Below are 20,566 nucleotides of genomic sequence, written 5' to 3' on the forward strand. Positions count from 1 at the left end.
GAGTGGACCCTCTTCTCAGCGTAGTTCAGACGGCCTTGTCGCTCCAACCAAACGTCAAGCATCCACATAGACCGTTAAAAAGTCGCACATCGGGTAATAGCTGGAAGCTGGTGGCTGGCGACTCGTGATTGGAAGCTGCCTACCCGCTCTGCTATAAATCCCGCGCTACGCGAAATCCCAGTGTGGTGAGCTGGGTATCGACCGCAAAGCGTGCCCGTACAAATGAGCGTAAGGCATCCGCTGGCTGATTAAATGCTCCGCCGCGTGCGACCCGCGTGGCACAATCGCCCGTGAGTAGTGCCCGCCCGTCATCCGGTGCGCCGTCGTAGCGGGCGCGATAGCAGTCTGCGACCCACTCTAGTACGTTGCCAGTCATGTCATATAGCCCAAAAGGGTTGGCGTTTAAGCTCATCACCGGCGCGGTTGAGCGGTTGTCCCATTCGCTGCCACAGTCAGCACAAATGGCGTGATTTTTACCGATCTCCTGTCCCCACCAAAACGGCGTTGTTGTTCCAGCACGGGCAGCAAATTCCCACTCTGCTTCACTCGGTAAGCGATAGCGTTGCGCCGTTTCCTGTGCCAGCCAGAGCGTGTAGTCACGCGCTTGTTTCCAGCTAATCCTTATCACTGGGCGCGTGCCGCGTCCCCAGCCTTGATCATTCGGTAATTCGCGCCCCGTGGCCCGCGCAAAGCGGTCATATTCCAGAAACGTGACTTCATAGGCGGCGAGCATAAACGGTTTGATCTGCACCGAACGCGCCGGGCTGTAATCTTCACCGCCGAGACTGTTATGCCCCATGCGGAAGCTGCCACCAGTCAGCACCACCATCGCCGGCCCGGGTGCACCGTCGCGCAAGCGATCTTGATGAATACGCGGCGCGGCAGTTGTGGTCGTCGGGCCGCGTTCGGGCGGCGGCGGTTTGGGTGTTGTCGATGCTAGATGATTGCCAGCATCTGGCGTCGTGGTGGGTGGCGGTTTGGGCGCACTGGCGACCGGAGTGCGCTCAGTCAGCGCCTCAGGTGCCGCCGGTTGCCGCCCGAGTAATTGCACATTGATAAACACCGACGCGCTCAAGAGCACGCCGAGCAGTCCGGTGCTGGCCAGCAACCACGGTGGCGCGGTGCTGCGGCGCGCATTGGGTGCAGGCTGTGGTGTCGTCGGCAGCGGCGCGGCGTTCTGGCAACTTGCATCGAGCAATTCCTGACGCAGCCGATCAATCTCAACCTGCGCTTCCAGCAGCGCCTGTTCTTTGCGCTCGATGTCTTTTGAACGCCCTTCAAGTGCTAATTGCTGATCTTCAAGCGCGTCTTCTAAGCGCCGACATTCAGCCGTGATGTGATCCAGCGCCTGTTCTTTCGCCTCTAGCGCCTGCTGCATCACCACCATTTCTTGCTGTAACGCCAGCCGCTCAGTCGCACTCGCCACCTGATTGCTCGGCGAATAATCATGCTGACTCAGCAGCGTACTCAGGCGCTTAATCTCCGCTTCCGCTTCCTGACGCAGATGGTCTAACGTCCGGCGCAGAGACTCCGATTCAGCGTCAAGATTCAGTTGCGAGTCGATTGGCTCAGACATGGGGCATCTCGGTCGATGAGCAGGGAGAAAACAACAGTGCTGCGAAGCAGTGATTGTCCGACTTTGTCCGAATCGATGCCAGCACCGCTCCGCAGCACCACATAACTGGTTCTAATCGGGACACATTCAGCGCGATACTAGCGCCTAACAGCATCTGATTAAATTCTGGAATGACTCACCATGCCCATGCTCATGCCTTTTAAGGAACATCCACTCCGTCATCAGCTCATCACCGAGCTGCACGCCCGCACCTACATTCCACTCCCAGCCCCGTCGCGGCTCTCGCATATCGCTTCCGTGTGCGGCGAGCGCGGCAGCGGTCGCACCGTCCATCATCTCTACGCACTGCTCGAACACTACGGCATCCCACGTCCGCGTCAGGTCGAGCAATATTATCTCGTCGATCTCGGCGCACTCCGGCTGCTCTGGGAGCGCCACACCGAATTTGTCAGCTACACCTTTAGTCAATCCGGCCCCTTTGAACATCCTTTTGCCAATCCAGTCGCCGTCCAACTGCCGATAGAATGGCTCGCCAGTATGCCGGGCGAGGTCATCGCCGCAATCTCGCTCGCACTCGAACCCGCAGATACCCCCGACTACAGCCCCGATGAATTAAGCAGTCTCTTTGGTGGTCATTCGGTGATCGGCTCAGAAGTGGTCGGCGGATTAGCCCGCGCTTACTCCGATCTACGCATTCATGCCGACGGCTTTTCGCGGGTATTACTGCGCGATCAGGGCTTATCGCCGAATCAAGCCGGACGCCTCGCCAAGCGCATTTTAGAGGTCAGCTCCTATCGCGCAATGGCACTCTTAGGGCTACAACCAGCCCGCGAAGCCAATGCCTGTCTCAGCGACGCCGAACGGCGCTTAGTGGCCGTTTCCTCGCGCATGGCCTGTCAAGAAGATCGCAGTCAAGAAATCCCCGAAAGCGAATTGCTCGCCGAATTGACCGATCTCGCCGCCGAAATCGAAGCCGTCGCCGCCCGCACTAGCTATCGTTTTGAAGCCTCCCGCGCCTACTACGGCGTGGTGATGCAACGTCTGGAGCAACTGCGTCAGCGTCGCATCGAAGGCTTGCAAACTCTGAGCGAATTTCTCGAAGCGCGACTCACGCCCGCTATCGCAACCTGTAACTCAGCGGCCAAACGTCAACAGGGACTCGCCGAACGCGCCGCCCGCCTCACCAGCCTGCTTCGCGCTCGCGTTGAAGTGGAATTGCAGAAACAAAATCGCGGCCTCCTCGAATCCATGAACCAACGCGCCAAGCTGCAACTGCGCTTACAAGAAACCGTCGAGGGCCTATCCGTCATTGCGATTGGTTACTATGGGGTCGGATTGATCGGCTATTTATTCAAAGGACTGGAAGCGCATGGCCTACCGTTCCCCTTTGATGCCACCTATTACACCGGCGTTGCCGCGCCAGTCGTCGTCCTGACGGCTTGGCTCGGCTTACGACGGATGAAAGCTCGGCTGCTCAAATGGGAACACAGCGGTAATTAGCTGTCAGCTACCAGCCGCCAGCGATCCGCTACCAGCCACCCGCTCAACATGGGATTTAATTGCTGGAAGCTGGCGGCTGATCGCTGAAAGCACTTCTCAATGATATTGCTCGGTCGAATACTGCCCCGGCACCTGCCGCCGATGCCGCACCAAACCACGTTCTTCCAAAATCAGCTTCGTGTCTTTAATCATCGCCGAATTGCCGCACAGCATCACATGACTGTGCGCCGGATCAATCGTCAACCCAACATGGCGCTCTAATGCACCGCTCGTCAACAAATCCGTGATCCGCCCCGATAGCCCCGGCGGCCATGCCTCACGACTCACCGCCGCCACGCACGTCAAGCGCCCAAGATAGCGTTGCGCAATCGCCTCCAGCGTCTCACGATAGGCCAAATCCGCCCCTAGCCGCACGCCATGCACCAACACCACCCGCTCAAACAACCGCCACGGCTCCGGCGAGCGCAGCATCGATAAATACACCCCAAGTCCGGTTCCAGTCGCCAACAACCACAGATCGCGGCTCGGCTGCACGCTTTCGAGCGTAAAAATGCCGCTCGCCGTCGCCGTCATCCACACCGTATCACCCGCGTTCAGCGCCGCCAGCCGCGTCGTCAACGGCCCCTCAGGTACGGCATTGAAGAAAATCTCAATCGGCTGCTCACCCGGCGCATTCACCAGCGAATAAGGTCGCCCCACACGCTCGCCGTCGATATCGAGCGCAACCTTAATGTATTGCCCAGCCGCAAAATCGCTGATCGCTGCCTCAAATTGCACACTGTACAGACTCTCAGCCCAACACTGCCGACCGACGACTCGCGCTTGAATCCAATCGCTCATAACTTGTATTAGCCTCAATTCGTTTACGATGGAGCAAACAGCGGGCACAGAGAGTGGCTATCCGCCGCCCGTCTTTCCCGTCTTTGATGGTCTCAGCATAATCGGTACGCTCCGCGCTATTGCAATCCCGTTCTGATGCGCTATCTCTAGCCGTCAGATACAGCATCATGGGAATGCGTTACGTGAAATCCGTCCTACTATTCTTAGGGTTAACCACAATGAGTTTAAGCGTCACAGCAGAAACAGCAACCAAATCCTGTTCATCGCTGCTTGATTTCGAAGCACGACGTTTGGCCGGAAACGAAGTAGTGAATCTCTGTCACGCCTATCAAGGACAAGTGATTCTCGTCGTCAACACTGCAAGCAAATGCGGTTTTACATCACAATACGAAGGGCTAGAAACGCTCTATCGGACATATAAAGATCGCGGCTTTGTGGTACTGGGCTTTCCGTCCAATGACTTCGCCAATCAAGAGCCGGGCAATGAACAGGAGATTCAGAAATTCTGCCGCCTGACTTATGCGGTTGAATTTCCGCTGTTTGAGAAAGTGCGCGTCAAAAAGGGACAAGCAGCACCGATTTTCGAGCGACTGGCGCTCGCCGGTGCGCCCTATCCGAAGTGGAATTTTTACAAATATCTGATCGACCGCAACGGCAAACTCGTCGATCACTATATCAGCACCACCAAACCCGACAGCACTAAAGTTATCAAGGCGATTGAGCGGTTGTTGTGATTATGACTTACGCCTGCACCGCCAGCGTCGTCGAGGGTCGTTGCAGAAAATTCCCCTGCACATAATCAACACCGGCTGTCCAGAGCACGGTTAAGGCGCGTGCATCTTCGACCCCAGTGACCACGCTTTTAACATTAAATTCGCGGGCCAGCGTTGCTAATTGCAGCAGCCGTTGTTGTTTTGCTGAATCATCGGCTAAACCCTGCGCTAATTCCGGGCGCAAAAGCACGAAATCAAGCGCCAGCGCCTGTAATAGCATTTCGGGGCGTTCGGTTGCACCAAAATGCCCAATGGCAACACGACATTTAATTTTGCGCAATGTCTCAACTAATTTGCCAATGCTGGCTAAATTGCCGATGACGACTTCTTCTTGAAATTGAATTGTCAGCCAATTGCCACGCACATCAAATTCGCGTAAACAATCACAGATCCAGAGCACGGTATCTGGGTTGCGAAACGCATCTTCGGACAAGTTGATAAACAGGCTGAGATTATGTCCGGTGCGGCGTTGTTGACTGATTACATCAATGGCAGCGCGGATTGTCCATTTGTCGATTTTTTCAATTTGACCGCGCCGTATTGCAGTGCCAAAAAAATCAGCGGCATCGAGTAAGTGTTCTTCTTCATCCAGCAAGCGCAGTAATACGCTGTAGTTTTCCTGATTATCTCCCATGAGGCTGATAATCGGCTGATAGACTAATTTAAGTTGATCGTGTTGCAGTGCGTAATCAAGTGTGCGGGCGAGTGTTTCTTCGCTGCTTTCTGTGACCTGCGCATCAGCGGTGGATGGTGCTGGCGTTTGTCCAGCATAGCGATGCCCAATACACAGCCGATGTGCGGCATTGATAATATCTTCTGGCGCTGAGGCGCGATCACTAACTAGAAAATAACCAATCTGGCAATCAGCAGCGGTGGCATCTTGTACGGCGGCCCGCGCTGCTAATCGCGCCTGTGTGCTTAATTCATTAGCCAGCGCCTGTGCGCCTAATTCATCGAGATGATCGACTATGAGGCCGAAGCCATCTTCACTCACACGCACCAGCGTGCCGCGTTCGGCAATGAGCGTGCGTAGACTCAGGCTAAATTCGTCGAGCAATTCCAGTCCAATTGATAGCCCCATATCGCGCATGACATCGTGAATTTTGACCACACGAATAAAGAAAATCGCAAAGGGGCGTGTCACGAGCCGTTGCGCGTCGATATGTGATTCGATCTCGGCAATCAAGGGGGCTAGGCCATAGCCGCAGCCGCTATCGCTGCTCGCTATAGGCGTGGCTTCAGTGGCAACGGCGGGCGCATTGGGTGCGACGGGCGCGGGGGCCGATGTCGGCGGCGCGACTGCTGGGGCGGCATTGAGTGGCTGAATAATGAGCCGTAAACAGGCTTCGCCGTCAAATTCACTTGGCGTGGCTAATAAGCGGGCGGGGAAGCTGCTTGCATCCAGCCGTTGACAGGTAATGTCAAGCACAGTGACGGTCTTTGATACCCCCGGCGCACTGGCTTTGAGCAGCTCGCGCAGGGCGGCATGATGTGCCGGGGCGATCAGATCGAGCAGCGGCGTGGCCAGCGTGTCCTCGGGCGAGGCGTGCCCAAAAAGCTGCGCATAGAGCGGACTGACATCAATATGCAGCCCATCTTGCACAAAGGCGACGCCCGCGCCGCTCAATTCGGTGACGCGCAAGGTGTTGTGTTCGCACTGGCGCAGACGCTCGCTCAGGGCGGCGCTGGCCTGACGCGCCCGCCAATCGGCCAGCTCACGCGCCACACTCAGCCGCAGATGTTCGGGATCGGCGCGGCGCACGATGTCACGCGCTCCGGCACGACGCGCTTTGGCCGCTTGCGCGTCCCACTGCTCGGGATCGGCCAGTAGGATCAAGGGCACATCGGATTTGAGCCGCTTGTAGGTTGCCAGCACCTTGTCGGCTTCGATGTCGGGATCGTAGCCACAGCAGAGAATCAAAGCGAACTCGCGCTCGGCGATCACTTTGTCAAGATGTTCGGCGGTAGGAATCACCCGATTGTGTTCGGCCAACCGCGCCTCGCGCAGCGTCGCCATCAGCCGTTCGGCTTCACTGGTCTCGGAGGTGATGATGAGCAGCGTCGGGTGTTGGCTGGGCGTAGGCATACAAAAGTCGTTCGCGTCAGATCCATCGCTGATGGGCGGATTATCGGTCTTCCCAGCGCGAAAGGGAAAGCACGGTGAGCCGAGTTAGTCTAACGGGCGTTTCGCGTAATCGCCGGGCAGTTCGCGCACCAGACGTGGCACCAGATAGCCCGGCAACCGCGCCCGCACGGTTTCAAGCAACAGTTTGGCCGTCGCGTCACTGACCTGAAAATGGGCACTGCCGGCGACCGGATCGAGGGCATGTAAATAGTACGGCAAAACGCCGCAGGTAAAGAGTCGTTCGCTCAGGGCGATTAAGCTGTCGGCGCAGTCATTCACGCCACGTAGCAGAACGCTCTGATTGAGCAGCATCACGCCAGCGGCTTGCCAGTCGTGTAACACGCGGCACACGCTGGCATCGAGTTCGTGGGCGTGATTGGCGTGAATCACCAGTGTGCTCTGTAAACGGCTGGCGCTCAGGCGCTCGGCAAGGTGCGGCGATAAGCGGCTAGGTATGGCCACCGGCACGCGACTATGTAGGCGCAGGCGTGTGAGCGTGGGTATTTGTTCGAGCCGCTCGATCAGGTCATTGAGCCGTGCCGCGTCGAGTAACAGCGGATCGCCGCCACTGAGCACCACTTCGGTCAACTGTGAATCGCGGGCGATCTCGGTCAGCGCCCGTTCGAGCCGCGCTGGACTCGGCCCGAAATCTTGATAGGGAAAATGACGGCGAAAACAGTAACGACAATGCAGCGCACAGGCTCCGGTGACCAGCAGCAGAGCGCGTCCGGCATATTTGACTAGCAGGCCTGGGGCGCGTTCGGCGGCGGCATCGGCGACCGGATCAGTGATATAGCCGTCAACCGTTTGCCGTTCGAGCGTCAGCGGCAGTACCTGACGCAACAGTGGATCAGCCGGATCGCCGCGCTGCATCCGTTCGGCAAAGGCTCGCGGCACACGCAGTCCAAACCCCGGCGGCGCAGGGTCGAGATCGGTGAGTTGGGCGCGATCTAAGTCGAGAAAATCCAGCAGGTCATTGAGTTGGGTGAAGGTGTGGGGGTGGTCTGTACGGTTCATAGCGGTTGCGAAACACCCTCACTCAGAAAGCGGCTAAATAATCTTCGATGCTGAGGCGAAGTTGTGGGGCAAGGTTAGACATGATCGTCTCCTAATACACCGTAGGGTACGCACTGCGTACTCTACTACTACATTTATTGATGTTCTTCAATCAGTTGCACGACATCAAGCTTTTTTAAGTGATTAAGTTGTATTGAAATCGGGTGTGTTTCAGCAAAAATACGTTCGGCGAGTTCATGCGCAGCGGCGACGAGTGCTTGATCGTTTAGATCGGCAAGTTGGCTGATGCCAGCTTGTTCGCAAACGTCAAATAAATGAATATTGGCGTTATGCAAGTCGTCGGGAAAGAATAGCTCATAAACGAGGCCATCTAGTAGTTTCTCAAAATGTGCTTTTTTATTAGTTACAAGAAGCAAATCTACTAATATGCCAATTATTTCTTTTTTTAAGCCGCTTATTGCATTAGAAGGTATTGGTAACTGAGAAACATACATCGGTTTAAATTCAAAGAATCCACCTTGTTTGCTAGAAAAGGTTTGCTTAGTAATCCACCATGAAACTGATGAATTTAGAATAGCTAGTATATAACGCCATTCTTCTGTAACAATAATGCTTGTTTTATCATTGCTGTAGTAACCTGCTAAATCAGGTGCATATTCAACACCATCTTCAATCGCAGGCACAAAAATCTTCGGCTGCTCAAATTCCTGCCAATAAGCACACGCCCGCAACTCCCAAAAATATTTTCCTTGATCGTAACGGTCAATCATCGCCTGTCGATGTTTGCAAAAATGCGCATGGATCGCTGGATAGCATGTAGAAAATATGGTTTCTGCTTCTTTTTCTGATTTGCCGCTCCACGAATGCAGCGCATTTTCAGATGACGCTATTTTTATAAGATATTGATTGTTAAAATCGACTTTCCACCGCTTCACATCACGCCCACGCAAAAACGGTTTAATAACGTCAGCCGATTGTGGATCTTCAGCAATCAAGCGTTCGCGTGTTATACCATCAATGACAAACGCATCATTAAAGCCTGTTTTAATTCCATAATAAAACCGACCATTCACATATTGACCTAAAGGCGTGCCCATCTTGCGAATGTGCGCCAACATTTGACGTTTGCGCGGCGGCTCTAATTGCCAACCTTCTTTTTTAAGTTCAGCCTGTGGCACCTCAAATGCTTCAGCACGAAATACCGCCGGAAACTGCTCCACCGGATACGCCTGTGACCAGTTCAAAACCCGCATCTTATCCGTAGCAGGTGCTGGATTCAGCGGCTGCACCCGTCGCGCTGCCACAATAATCGTCGGATATGCAATCGCCGTAAAAACGGCTTCATCACCAAAATCAATAATCTGCTTTAACTGCGTCTCGGTTGCCATAAACAACCGCAAACCCGCACCATACTTAGCTCGATACCACTTATTCGATGTAATAAACGACAGCATCCCATGCGGTTTTAACAAATTAACCGAACGCTCATAAAAATACACATATAAATCTGCCGTCCCCGTATAACACTGATAGGTATAAACATTTTTTAATAACGGCTTCAGTTCTTTAATTTCTTCATGCCGCACATACGGCGGATTTCCAATTACAATATCAAATACCGCCTCGCTATTATCCCGCGCACGCGGCATCCCAAACATCCACTCCACATCAAAAAAATCAGCATAACGATTCTGGTCAAACGGATCCCAACGCGCCATCCGTTCCGCATCGCGTTCTGTCACAAATCCATTGCTTTTTAACAATAACACTAATTCTTCATGCAACTGCTGTACCCGCTCTTTGCGCCGCTTCTTAGTCGCCCGCGTCCGCGCTGTAAAATACGCTGCATTCGCTTCGCGCAATGCCGCTTCTTTTTCCGCAATCGCCGGATCATTTAACAGCGAAATCTGCTGACCATGACGCGGCACGCCAAATAACGTATTCGCTGCAACAATCTTTGTTTCCAAATTTGGCAGCGGCGTAATATTCCAATTTGGTTTTGCGGAATCAACCGGTTGACTCACAATCAACGCAATAAAAAAGCGTAACTTTGCAATCTGTACTGCAATCGGCTGAATATCCGAACCAAAAATACATTTTTCAATTAAATACAGCTTGCGCGTATAATCGGCATACGCCACATCCGCAAAATCTCGGGTGTATTTTTCTAACGCAGCTTCAGCTTCTGTCACTTCTGAATCACGCTGCTCTAAATTCGGCGTCTTGCGAGCACTCGCTAATCGCTCTTTTAATGGCAAAAGATTCTGTTCCCGCCATCGCCGATTATCAGGATCGAGCTTGCGCAACACCATGACCAATTTTGTTAAAATACCCATTGGAAATGCGCCCGATCCACAGGCCGGATCGAGCACCTTTAAATGCTCAATCGCTGCAACCAATTTATCCGCTTCAATCTCACTCAACTCATGCCCAGTATCTGCGTGCGACAACAAACGACGCAACGCCGCATCTAATTCCTCTCGCTCCGTAAGATGACGTGCAAAATAGGCAATCAGCGCCTCATCAACCATATATTCCACCACCTCACGCGGGGTATAAAATGACCCCGACTGCTTGCGGGCGGTGGTGCGCGTATCTGGGTTATAACTCGCTAATAAATTTTCAAATACCTTGCCTAATAATTCAGGATCGAGCGCGACTTCTTCATCTAACGGCGTATTTTCATCAACCGTAAATTTATAACTGCTCAGTAAATCAATCAGTCCCTTAACTGGATAACACCGATTGCGCGTGTCAAATTCCGCATTTAACGCTGCATCTTCAATCCCACCAAAAAATAATTTATTTGGAACATGCGCTTGTGCTTCAGCTCTCCGTGAAAACCCATCGACGCGCAATACCCAATTTTTACCCTCTTTAACCACTAAATTTTTGAGTTCAGGACGGCGCTTTAAATCCTCGTCCGTCAACGCTTCATCTAAACATTCAAACAACCCACCATTTAAAAACGGAACCGTTGCAAAATAATCCGCCAATACCGCATCAACATCACAAAACGCTGATTTATAACGATATACTAAAGAAATCAAATAATCTCCTTTCATTCCAGAACCTTCCTTAGCCCAACGGCGTTCCTGCCCCATTTCAACATTTAACGTCGCAAAAAATAAATTCTGCAAAATAGCCTGATAATAATTGCCCGCTTCGGGATGTTCATCCGGCGCTTGCTTGAGTATGGTCTTGAGCGCATTCAAATTAAATAACGCTTCAGGTACCAATCCACGTTCTTTGATGAACCAGACAAAAATCAATCGCGTCAACAATCGAATCACCCCGATTGCATTCCGATCTTCTCCACCGCCCGCCGGAAACTGCACTTCTTTAATTGCCCAAAGATACCACCACGCCAACTGCCGATAAAAATGTTGATTCAGCTTCTGCGTTGAAAGCGTATCAATCCACGCATCATACAATTCACGAAAATTCGATGGACGCCGACGCTCACCTAAATTATCTACAGCTAAATTAAATAAAATCTCCAAATGCGCCCGATGCGGTTTATCGCATTGCACATCTTTAATAACCGTCACCCGACTATCAATGACATCACGACTTGCATCACGTTTATTGACACGACGATCAATCACTGCCAGCGAAAATAAATTACTATGCTTGAATAATACGATAACCGGCATCGGAAAACGCCGATTTAATTCGCGTGAAATTGTCGTAAAATCTGTGCGCGACCAAATATCAGACTCTAATTCAATCGCCAAAAAGACAAAGGATTCAATTTGATTGCGCTCTAAATCCGCATTAACAATATCTAACGGCATATCATCTGCCGTTAAAAATGGAATCTCATCATTCGTCAACTGAAACAAAAAAGCACAGGATTTCCAGTGGTGCGCCCGAACTAAACTGCGATTGATCCGCCCTAGCTCCGGCTGAAACTGCTCAATCGTATTGAGCAATGCTTCGGCTGTTGTGCCAAAGTCAGCAGTTTTTTCACTGGCATAACCCAGCACACCCAAAAATTTAATCGCTGCAACTGAAAACTCAGCGTATTGAAAATCCTGTAACGCCGCTAACAACGCTTTACGACGTTCCGCATTATTTTTAGACATCGTTTTGATCCTTAATAATTAACCATGTTATTAAATCGAAGTCTTGCGCAGTTTTCACTTGCTTGCCGGCATCTAACAGTTTAGCACCACGACCAGTAAACAATTTTCCCGCATTCTTTCGATTAAACTGTGCTGCTATCGCTGCCACTGCTTGATTTAGCAACGCCGTATAACCGCGCATATCTTGCCCATGTTCTGTTTCAGCATCAAATAGCTCACATACTGACGCATACGCCTCAGTTTGACCCTGACACACTGCTCGCAACACCTCCAAAATCTGCTTTGGAGCGGTGAAATTATAACGCACCGTACCATCATCTCGAATATACACCAAAAAATACGGCTGCAATGGATTCACCGTTTCACTGCCGACCGCTTCCTGCCGCTGCTTCAAACAAAAAATTACCCCAGGCCGAATCTGTTGATGCTCCGTATGAGGCGGCACCACTGCATATAAACCCAATGGAGCCGCTTCAAGCAGTGCCCGATTTGCTTCAATATACGCCGCCAACTCCATCCGAAAATCATCAAGCGTAAACGCATTTAACGCCACGGATTCATTAAAATCTTCTAAATCCAACACCTCATCTTTTAATCGTAACAACTGCTTATCCCGATAACGCAAATCCTCTGTAATCAACTCCTGCAACACCTCAGTTTGCAAAATATTATCCTCCGCTGTCGCCGCAATATCGACCAATGCCATCCGTGCTTCCACGCGATTTTTTAGATTGATATATTTATTCAAATCATCCGTCGGCCAAAAATTCACAAGTTGAATTGTCGGATTAGGACTCCCGATGCGATCAATGCGCCCAAAACGCTGAATAATCCGCACCGGATTCCAATGAATATCATAGTTAATTAAGTAATCACAATCCTGCAAATTTTGCCCTTCAGAAATACAATCTGTCGCAATTAAAATATCAATCTCACCTACTTGCGGCATGGATGGCATCTTAGTGCGCTGTTTGGCACGCGGCGCAAAATTGACCAAAATTGCCGTAAACTCAGCACGACCAAAGGTACAGCGATTTGGACGCGCTCCACCTGAAACCAATGCACTATGCACCCCAAATTCTTGCTGTATCCAATGCGCTAACTGCTCATATAAATATGTCGCCGTATCTGCAAAAGCACAAAACACAATCACCTTGCGATTTGGCTCGCCAAACGCATTAAGCGTCGGATGCGTTATCTTATGCTCAATCAAAGTTTTCAATTTTGCTAATTTCGCATCGCGTTCTGCATTAACCGCTTGCGCCACGTCTGCTAACAATGATAACTGCTGTTTATCGCGGGCTAAATCCTCTAACCAGTTAGCGATATTCAAATGCTCCATTTTATATTTCAGCTTTGTACCGACTTCAAAGGCTTGCAGCAACTCATCATCCTCCTCATCTGATTCGCACGGTAAATCTGCTTGTATTTCTATTGCTGCTGATTCCTGTTGAAGCTGAAAATGTTGCAAACGTGCTTCTAAATCTTCTATCTTTGCTACTGTGCGCTGCATAGTAATTGCAAACGAATAGACCGAACTTTCTAAACGCTTGAGAAAGTTCACTTTCATCATGCCAATCAAAAAATTTTCACGTTTTTCTTGGCTAAAATTGCGCACCAGCTCAGAATCATATAGCGCCTTGAACTGCTCTAAAACATACAACGACGGACGATACAGCGATAATTGATAATTGTTGATTTTGTCATTCAATTTATCATAAGATAAAAAGTGGCCCTTTAAATCAATCTCAGAAAAAATAGAATGCGGCTTGGCGCGTTGTGGAAACTGCCCAATCTGTACCAACGATGCAGAATAATATTTCTGAATATGCTTGCGCGAACGTGCAATTGTTAATTCATCTAACAACGTAAAAAAGCCTGCTGACAGCCGCTCGATTAACTCCTGCGCATCTTTATCTCCAGAGTTGGTCGCCCAGTCCATAAACGTCTTTTGTGCAGCTGTCAATGTATCTTTAATGCTGTGAATGCCAAAGTTATCCGCAAAAGCCGTATCACGCCCTTCAGTAATAAAATAAATCTGATTGCGCAAATCTTTTAAATCATTATTCACCGGCGTTGCTGATAGTAACAGCACTTTCGTTTTCACACCCGCCTGAATAATATCATCCATCAATCGCTCATAACGACTTTTGCGAATAAGCTGTCCTGATTCGTCACGCTTGCCTTTAATGTTATTGCGGAAATTGTGCGATTCATCAATCACAACTAGATCAAAATTCCCCCAATTTAGCGTTGCTAAATCAACACCCTCAACGCGCCCACGCTCCCGCGATAAATCCGTATGTGATAATACAGTATAAGCAAAACGATCTTTGAGAAAAGGATTTAATTCACTGTTATTTTGTGCGAGATAGACCGTCCAGTTATCGCGGAGCTTTTTCGGGCATAATACTAAAACACGGTAATTACGTAGCTCATAATATTTAATAATAGCCAATGCCGAATAGGTTTTACCTAAACCGACGCTATCGGCAAGAATGCAGCCATGATGCGCATTGATTTTGTGAATAGCACCTTTTACGCCATCTTTTTGAAAATCAAACAATGCTTTCCAAATCTCTGTATCAATGATTGCGCTTTGATCGAATAATGCCGCTTCAGCATCGCGTCCAGATAAAAAACGCTCAAAAACATGATACAGCGTTTTGAAATAAATAAACTCAGGTGCATGATTGACATAAAGCTGTTCCAGATAGCGCAATACATCAGCTTTGACATCCGCAACTAATGCCTCATCATGCCAAATCTGGTCAAACCATGCTTTTAAATCGAGGCGGTCGCGGTCACTGTCAACAATTAAATTCAGTTCAATATTTGGCGTTGCTGACAATCCTAAGCCACTGCGCGTAAAATTAGCACTACCAAGCAACGCCTGTTCACGGCGACCATCATCAATATGATAGAGCTTGCCATGCAACAGATTTGATTGTTTGATCGAACGAATTTCAACCTTATCGCGTATCCAGTGCGCACAGCGCCGCGCAATCGCTTTTTGTTGCAAACGATTCGCCAGATCTAATCCCTCATCTTCGATCTTAAATGATTTTTTGTCGTTTTTTTCTGGATCTAATTGCGCAATAAAGCGCGGTTCACCGAAGAGAAATTGCAAATGTTCAATGCTATCGAGTTGATGCGCGAGTGCTTCATACGCATAGATCGTAAAATAGGCTGAAACAATGGATAAGCGACTACCAGCGGCAATTGTATCATTGAGGAAATCAGCGACTCGACCACGGCTATGATTATCACGAATCCCAGAACTCAATAGCGTTTTAGCAGGCATGGTGGCAACCTTTGTTGTGATTCTGGATGATTGCAAATTGTGCTGTTGTGCGACACACATTCAACGCAGTCGCTCAATCAACAGCCGAAAAAAACGGGCGTCTCATCAATCAACTCGATGAGACGCCCGCATTATTTCGATCACTGAAAACTGATTAGAACTGAGAATCGATAAACGACAGCTCAAAGCTGATCGCTGGAAGCTGATAGCTTCTTAAGCCACTGCTCGTTCTTGCTCTTCGAGTTTGCGAATCAGTGGATAAAGATATTCGGTTTCACGTTGCAGCCGATCCATCACCAGCGCAAACATTTGCTCAGTATCCTGCACAAATGCGCTGTGGTCGCTGATGGTTAATGAATGGCGTTTTTCTGAGCACCATTGTTTAACATAGGCGCTAAAAATACGCTTGATTTCAGTCGAACCCGACAAAAAACGATTCGCGGTGTTTTTGACTGATTGATCGGGATAGGACAGCAGCTTACCGCACAGATCGCGGTCAACTAATTCCATGTGCTCGCGGACATGGGTGGTTAGCTCAAAAAATACGTTGCAGGTGACATCGGTGTCACACATGGAACGCTCACGAACCAGATAGAGAAAAACATTCGATAACTCAGTGATCTTATGATTCTGAGCGTGTAATTGATCGAACGCGGCCATGTCGAAACTCCTCCTGCCGAACGGTGGATAGCACGGTGGTGATTTTGGTGATCGTCCGTCGAGACGCACGGCCCCGAGCGGGCGGCAAGGATGGTACAGGTCGCGTTTAACGTGAACAGGTTCGCGACTCAAGTACGCCATCATAGCTACAACATTTTACGTCAAACGCAACCCTGAATGTAGCTTTCAGCATAGTCAATATTTGGTTCTCTAGTGGCTAAAAAACGGTGGTGTCCGCTAGTCGCGCAGCAGATACTGAAACCTGTTTGGTGTTGTCCGGGCCGCGATAACGCTACACTTAGCGCCAGCTCGCTCGGTTCTGTTTTTAGGAGCCGCTAACTGATCGCTGATTTTTGCTCAAACGTATTGACAGATTGACAGATGCTCAGGATGAGCATTGCTTGAGACCGCTAACAACGGTTCAACGACGAGCTGATAGAGGACATTGCAGTGGCTAGGCTTCGGTTTGGCGCTTTAGCGCACGGGGATGAAACCTCTGGAGAGCTTGATCGATTGAGGGAATCCGGCGCCACTGAGCGTCAAGGGCTTGAGTTGGGCGGTTCGCCGCGTCAACCAAGTGCAGATAAATCCATTGAGCACGTTCGCTCAAGTTAAATGGAGCAGTTTTAAGATCCCATGCTCGACAAAAAACTGTTAGATATTCTCGTTTGTCCAGTGACCAAAGGGCCGCTGATTCTCGACAGCGCACGCGGTGAGCTGATTTCGCTCGCGGCGCAACTGGCCTATCCTATCCGCGATGACATCCCGATTATGCTCGAAGAGGAAGCGCGGCATCTGACGCTCGAAGAATGCGATAGCTATCGTTGAGCACAGATATATAATAATTAGACAGGATTAACCGGATTATCAAGATTGACAGGTTATTTAACTGATTGTTTTATAAGTCGTTATCCTGTAAATCCTGAATCATTTTGTTAATCCTGTCTATTGATTTAATGCGCGACAATCAGCCGCAGCGCATCCAAGCGCATCTGCGTTTGACCAAGCACCTCAGCAAGCTGCTCGCGCCGTTGACGTAAGCAAGCGATCTCATCCGGTCGCACCGTCGGGTTGACCCGCGCCAGCGCCTCCAGTCGTTCCAGTTCTTCCCCGAGCCGCTGCTGCATCCGCGACCGCGCTTGCTGTTCTAACTGCGTCAGCGCCTGCTGTGCTAGGGCGTCACCCTGTTCGAGTAACGCCGTCAGTCGCGCTGTCTGCGAACCAATCAGCGCCCGAGCAAGCGTGGCGTTATGGCTCAAACAGGTGCCGCGCAGACTCGCGGGCGCGATCTCGGCGGCGCGATCCCGTCCCTCGGCATCGAGCAGCAGCCGCACCAGCGTTGGCGGTAACACCTGCTCAACCTGAAGTTCCGGCGGCGCTGGACATTCGGCGACATAGAGCAGTTCAAGCAGCAGCGTCGCACGCGGAAACCGCGCATCACCCTGGATCACCAGCAGCGCCGCGCTGCCTAATGCGGACGCGGTGAGCAGCTCCATCGCCTCGCGGGTCAGCGGATGTTCCCAAGTGAGAAATTCCCAATCTTCGTGCGCGAGGGCTTGGGCGCGATCAAAGGTCGCCGTCAGGCCAGCTTCGGGCAGACGCGGGAAGCTCTCATGCAGCATTTCTGCTCCGGGGCGCACCACGATTGAACCATTGGGGCCAGGTTCATGCTCGACGCCGAACGCATCCCAAAAATCGCTGAGATAGGCGGCCACTGAGCGTTCCGCGTCTAGCGCCGTGATGGCATCGATCAAGGCGGTGTCGCGGGTGAGGCGATGCGAATGCAGTTCGAGCAAGCGGTCGCGACCGGCAGCTAGTTCGCCGTTGAGCTGCGTTGTCAGGGCGTGGGTGGCGGCGATCAGCTCCGTGACCGGCGCGGCGGTGGCAGGCTGATTGAGCGCCGCACGCACGGATGCGCCGAGTTGCTCGAACACCGCCGCTGCTGCCGGGCATGGCTGTTCAAAGGCGTTCAAGCCGTCGGTATACCAGCGAAACAGGATTTCCAGCGGCCCGCCGCACAGATAGGGCACATGCAGGCGGATGGTCTGGGTTTGGCCGATCCGGTCGAGCCGCCCGATGCGCTGTTCGAGCAAATCCGGTTCGAGCGGCAGATCGAACAGAATCAGATGATGCGCAAACTGGAAGTTGCGCCCCTCGCTGCCGATTTCCGAGCACAGCAGTACCTGCGTGCCAGCCTCGACCGCCGCAAAATAGGCCGCTGCGCGGTCGCGTTCGACAATCTCCATGCCTTCATGAAAGATCGCGGCGTGAATGCCCGCCCGCTGGCGCAGCACTTCGCGCAGTTCGAGCACGGTGCGAGCGTGGGCGCAGATCAGCAGCACCTTTGCTGGGCGCAGAGCACGTAGAGTGGTAATCAGCCAATCGACACGCGGATCAAGCATCTCCCAGCCCAAGCCATGCGCCGCTTCGGGAGTCAGCCGTGCCAGCGGATCGGGGAGCGTGCGGTAGGCGTCCGGTTCGGGCAGCGGATAGGCAAGCAGTTCGCGGCGCGGAAAGCCGGGGATGGTGGCGCGGGTGTTGCGAAACAGCACGCGCCCAGTGCCGTGACGATCAATCAGCCGCTCAATCAATGCCTCGCGGTCGAGTTCGCTGACAGTGCCAAGCAGCGTGGTCAGATGCGCGTGATCGGCGGCGGTGAGCGGTTCCGCATCGAGCAATCGCGCAGCAAGCGCGGCAATCGGCGCATAGCGGGCTTCATCGGCTGCAAACACGCGGGGATCGTGAAACCGCGCCGGATCGAGCAGCCGCAGTCGTCCAAAATGCCCGGCACGTCCGAGTTGCTCGGGGGTGGCGGTCAGTAGCAATACGGACGGAATGCGCTGGGCGAGTGTTTCGACGAGCTGATAAGCGGGACTGGCGGCGGTCTCGCTCCAAGTCAGATGATGCGCTTCATCGACGATCAACAAATCCCAGGGCGCATCAAGCACGGCTTGTCCGGCGGTCTGATGCTTGACCAGCAGTTCCAGCCCGCAGAGCACGCGCTGTTCTGATAAAAACGGGTTGTCATCGTGCAGCGACTCAATGCGCTCAGCATCAAACAGCGCCAGCGCCAGATTAAAGCGGCGGCGCATCTCAACCAGCCATTGATGCAGCAGCGGCTCGGGCGTGAGAATCAGCACCCGCTGGGCGCGTCCGGTGAGCCGCAAACGGTGCAGAATCAGCCCGGCTTCGATAGTTTTGCCCAAACCGACTTCATCGGCCAACAGCACGCGGGGCGCTTCGCGGCGCGAGACCTCGGCGGCGATATGCAGTTGATGCGGGATGAGCGCCACCCGTGCGCCGATCAAACCGCGTGTGGTCGCGCCAGCGGTCTGCATTCCGTATAAATAGGTCTGATAACGCAGTCGAAACCACAGATCGCTGTCGAGTCGCGCCGCCAACAGCCGCTGTCCGGGGCGATTATAGGTTAAGCGATCATCGAGATCGGCTTCGGCCAGCCACTGGATGTGGCCTGCTGTGTCTGTCACCTGATAGCACTGCAACCCGTGCTCAGTGCGCACCTCCAGCACGCGCCACGCGTGCCCGGCGCGGTCACGCAGGTGCTCGCCACGTCCGAGGATCAATCGCGCCAGCGGGGCGCTGTCGCGGGCATACAGCCGCGTCTCGCCGGTGGCCGGATAGCGCAGCCGCACCTGACGACCTTCGACGGCCTCAACCAGTCCTAGCCCTAACTCAGTCTGGGTTTCACTCAGCCAACGTTGGCCGGGGACGAACTCGTGCATCGCGCTTTATCGCTCAACTGGTGCGGAAGAAATCGCGCATCATACCGGCTTCTGCTACGGGCGAGGCGGTGTTGTGTGCTGGGCGTTTGTCGCTTATCTATGAATCATTGGGTTTAAGATAGCGTGCGTAATCGAGCACTATTTTTAGGAACCTTTATGAGCACCATTCCTAACGCTTATTGTGAAATCATCGACCCGCTGATTCAGATCGCACGCGGTTTTGTCGAAGCAGGCGAGTCGCTGGCATCTGTCGCGTTTGTTGGTAATCTCAGCAGCGGCCAGAATCTAGCGGTGCCGATTGATACCAGCACGCCCGAAACGAAAAACCGTTCAGCGGCGCTGATTCGTCAAATTGCCGATGAATATGAAGCTGATTTTGTGTTTACGATGATGGAAGCTTGGACACTGCCACCGCGTTTAGCGCCGCGTTTTCAGGACATCATCGACCGCTACGGCTCAATTGGTGCCTCACCGCATCGCGTCGATAGCGTAGCGTTTACGCTCGAAACCCATCACGGCATCTGGCTTGCGCAACGCGAACTCAAGCCCAAAGGTCATTCCAAACGCCGCAAAACCTTTGAGCTTTCGTATAGTGCCTGATTTGCACATGGAATTGACCAAAAGTTAACAAATATGGCAAGGCTAAAGCGACCAAATACCCTGCCAATCAATCTTTGAGACTTGACTAAACATGCGCTATGGGATGCTCCATGAGCCAACAGGTTTCGATACAAGACGTTGCTGAACGACTGCGCAACGCGATGATCAGTGTCAAAGGCTTAAGTCCGTATTGGGACGAATCTTGCGCGGAGAACAGCGCAAAATTGTGGTTGCCAATCGAGACCGACTTGCCCGTTGCGGATTTGAACGTATTGAATGGATTGTCAACGAACTCGGCAGTGAACTCGTGGTTCTCAACGACGTTATTAAAGAACCAGAA

Annotated in this window: 13 protein-coding genes; 4 read left to right on the forward strand and 9 right to left on the reverse strand. The window is 51.9% G+C overall.

Annotation, left to right across the window (positions count from 1 at the left end):
- Positions 1-151: 151 nt before the first annotated feature.
- Positions 152-1,576, reverse strand: coding sequence for an SUMF1/EgtB/PvdO family nonheme iron enzyme (locus BLW10_RS12050; protein ID WP_091335027.1), 1,425 nt, complete (start codon positions 1,574-1,576; stop codon positions 152-154).
- Between the two features lie 186 nt (positions 1,577-1,762).
- Between BLW10_RS12050 and BLW10_RS12055 the strand changes: the two genes are divergently transcribed.
- Positions 1,763-3,076, forward strand: coding sequence for a DUF3422 family protein (locus tag BLW10_RS12055; protein ID WP_091335029.1), 1,314 nt, complete (start codon positions 1,763-1,765; stop codon positions 3,074-3,076).
- 96 nt (positions 3,077-3,172) lie between these two features.
- On the opposite strand, the gene BLW10_RS12060 is transcribed toward BLW10_RS12055, so the two are convergent.
- Positions 3,173-3,916 (reverse strand): ferredoxin--NADP reductase, encoded by a 744-nt coding sequence (locus tag BLW10_RS12060; RefSeq protein WP_091335031.1) that lies wholly within the window; start codon positions 3,914-3,916, stop codon positions 3,173-3,175.
- A gap of 218 nt (positions 3,917-4,134) precedes the next feature.
- Between BLW10_RS12060 and BLW10_RS12065 the strand changes: the two genes are divergently transcribed.
- Entirely contained in the window at positions 4,135-4,650 is a 516-nt protein-coding gene (locus BLW10_RS12065) for a glutathione peroxidase (protein WP_245709373.1), read from the forward strand.
- Between the two features lie 7 nt (positions 4,651-4,657).
- Here the strand turns inward: BLW10_RS12065 and BLW10_RS12070 are convergent, their stop codons facing one another.
- The 5 genes from BLW10_RS12070 to BLW10_RS12090 all read right to left on the reverse strand — a co-directional run bounded on the left by BLW10_RS12070 (position 4,658) and on the right by BLW10_RS12090 (position 15,883).
- A complete protein-coding gene (locus BLW10_RS12070; protein ID WP_091335033.1) occupies positions 4,658-6,775 on the reverse strand; it encodes an EAL domain-containing protein in 2,118 nt (705 codons plus the stop codon).
- 84 nt (positions 6,776-6,859) lie between these two features.
- Entirely contained in the window at positions 6,860-7,831 is a 972-nt protein-coding gene (gene epmB / locus BLW10_RS12075; RefSeq protein WP_091335034.1) for an EF-P beta-lysylation protein EpmB, read from the reverse strand.
- Positions 7,832-7,965: 134 nt separating this feature from the next.
- The gene (locus BLW10_RS12080) at positions 7,966-11,202 is read right to left on the reverse strand and encodes an Eco57I restriction-modification methylase domain-containing protein (protein ID WP_177169064.1); all 3,237 of its coding nucleotides are present in this window, start codon (positions 11,200-11,202) and stop codon (positions 7,966-7,968) included.
- A 709-nt stretch (positions 11,203-11,911) separates the two neighbouring features.
- Positions 11,912-15,223: a helicase-related protein gene (locus BLW10_RS12085; RefSeq protein ID WP_091335037.1), complete on the reverse strand. Its 3,312-nt coding sequence runs from the start codon at positions 15,221-15,223 to the stop codon at positions 11,912-11,914.
- A 213-nt stretch (positions 15,224-15,436) separates the two neighbouring features.
- On the reverse strand, positions 15,437-15,883 hold the full coding sequence (locus BLW10_RS12090) for a hypothetical protein (protein WP_091335039.1): 447 nt from the start codon (positions 15,881-15,883) through the stop codon (positions 15,437-15,439).
- A gap of 636 nt (positions 15,884-16,519) precedes the next feature.
- Between BLW10_RS12090 and BLW10_RS12095 the strand changes: the two genes are divergently transcribed.
- Complete coding sequence (locus BLW10_RS12095) at positions 16,520-16,711, forward strand: Trm112 family protein (protein WP_091335040.1); 192 nt, start codon at positions 16,520-16,522, stop codon at positions 16,709-16,711.
- 125 nt (positions 16,712-16,836) lie between these two features.
- Here the strand turns inward: BLW10_RS12095 and rapA are convergent, their stop codons facing one another.
- A complete protein-coding gene (gene rapA / locus BLW10_RS12100) occupies positions 16,837-19,626 on the reverse strand; it encodes an RNA polymerase-associated protein RapA (protein WP_091335042.1) in 2,790 nt (929 codons plus the stop codon).
- A 156-nt stretch (positions 19,627-19,782) separates the two neighbouring features.
- Here rapA and BLW10_RS12105 point away from each other — a divergent pair, with 156 nt between their 5' ends.
- Positions 19,783-20,226 carry a hypothetical protein gene (locus BLW10_RS12105; RefSeq protein ID WP_091335043.1) on the forward strand — a complete coding sequence of 148 codons (444 nt, stop codon included), beginning with the start codon at positions 19,783-19,785 and terminating at the stop codon, positions 20,224-20,226.
- A gap of 85 nt (positions 20,227-20,311) precedes the next feature.
- Here BLW10_RS12105 and BLW10_RS14130 read toward each other — a convergent pair.
- Positions 20,312-20,566 (reverse strand): hypothetical protein (locus tag BLW10_RS14130; RefSeq protein WP_218139730.1); only part of this gene is annotated, 255 nt, incomplete at its 5' end.

This window comes from Allochromatium warmingii (assembly GCF_900107145.1).
Lineage (GTDB): Bacteria > Pseudomonadota > Gammaproteobacteria > Chromatiales > Chromatiaceae > Thermochromatium > Thermochromatium warmingii.

Bases quoted from the DNA above. Each gene is read 5' to 3' on its own strand.
- BLW10_RS12050 (WP_091335027.1), bottom strand. From the start codon at position 1,576: ATGTCTGAGCCAATCGACTCGCAACTGAATCTTGACGCTGAATCGGAG.
- epmB (WP_091335034.1), bottom strand. From the start codon at position 7,831: ATGAACCGTACAGACCACCCCCACACCTTCACCCAACTCAATGACCTG.
- BLW10_RS12090 (WP_091335039.1), bottom strand. From the start codon at position 15,883: ATGGCCGCGTTCGATCAATTACACGCTCAGAATCATAAGATCACTGAG.
- BLW10_RS12060 (WP_091335031.1), bottom strand. From the start codon at position 3,916: ATGAGCGATTGGATTCAAGCGCGAGTCGTCGGTCGGCAGTGTTGGGCT.
- BLW10_RS12055 (WP_091335029.1), top strand. From the start codon at position 1,763: ATGCTCATGCCTTTTAAGGAACATCCACTCCGTCATCAGCTCATCACC.
- BLW10_RS12095 (WP_091335040.1), top strand. From the start codon at position 16,520: ATGCTCGACAAAAAACTGTTAGATATTCTCGTTTGTCCAGTGACCAAA.
- BLW10_RS12085 (WP_091335037.1), bottom strand. From the start codon at position 15,223: ATGCCTGCTAAAACGCTATTGAGTTCTGGGATTCGTGATAATCATAGC.
- BLW10_RS12105 (WP_091335043.1), top strand. From the start codon at position 19,783: ATGAGCACCATTCCTAACGCTTATTGTGAAATCATCGACCCGCTGATT.
- BLW10_RS12065 (WP_245709373.1), top strand. From the start codon at position 4,135: ATGAGTTTAAGCGTCACAGCAGAAACAGCAACCAAATCCTGTTCATCG.
- rapA (WP_091335042.1), bottom strand. From the start codon at position 19,626: ATGCACGAGTTCGTCCCCGGCCAACGTTGGCTGAGTGAAACCCAGACT.
- BLW10_RS12070 (WP_091335033.1), bottom strand. From the start codon at position 6,775: ATGCCTACGCCCAGCCAACACCCGACGCTGCTCATCATCACCTCCGAG.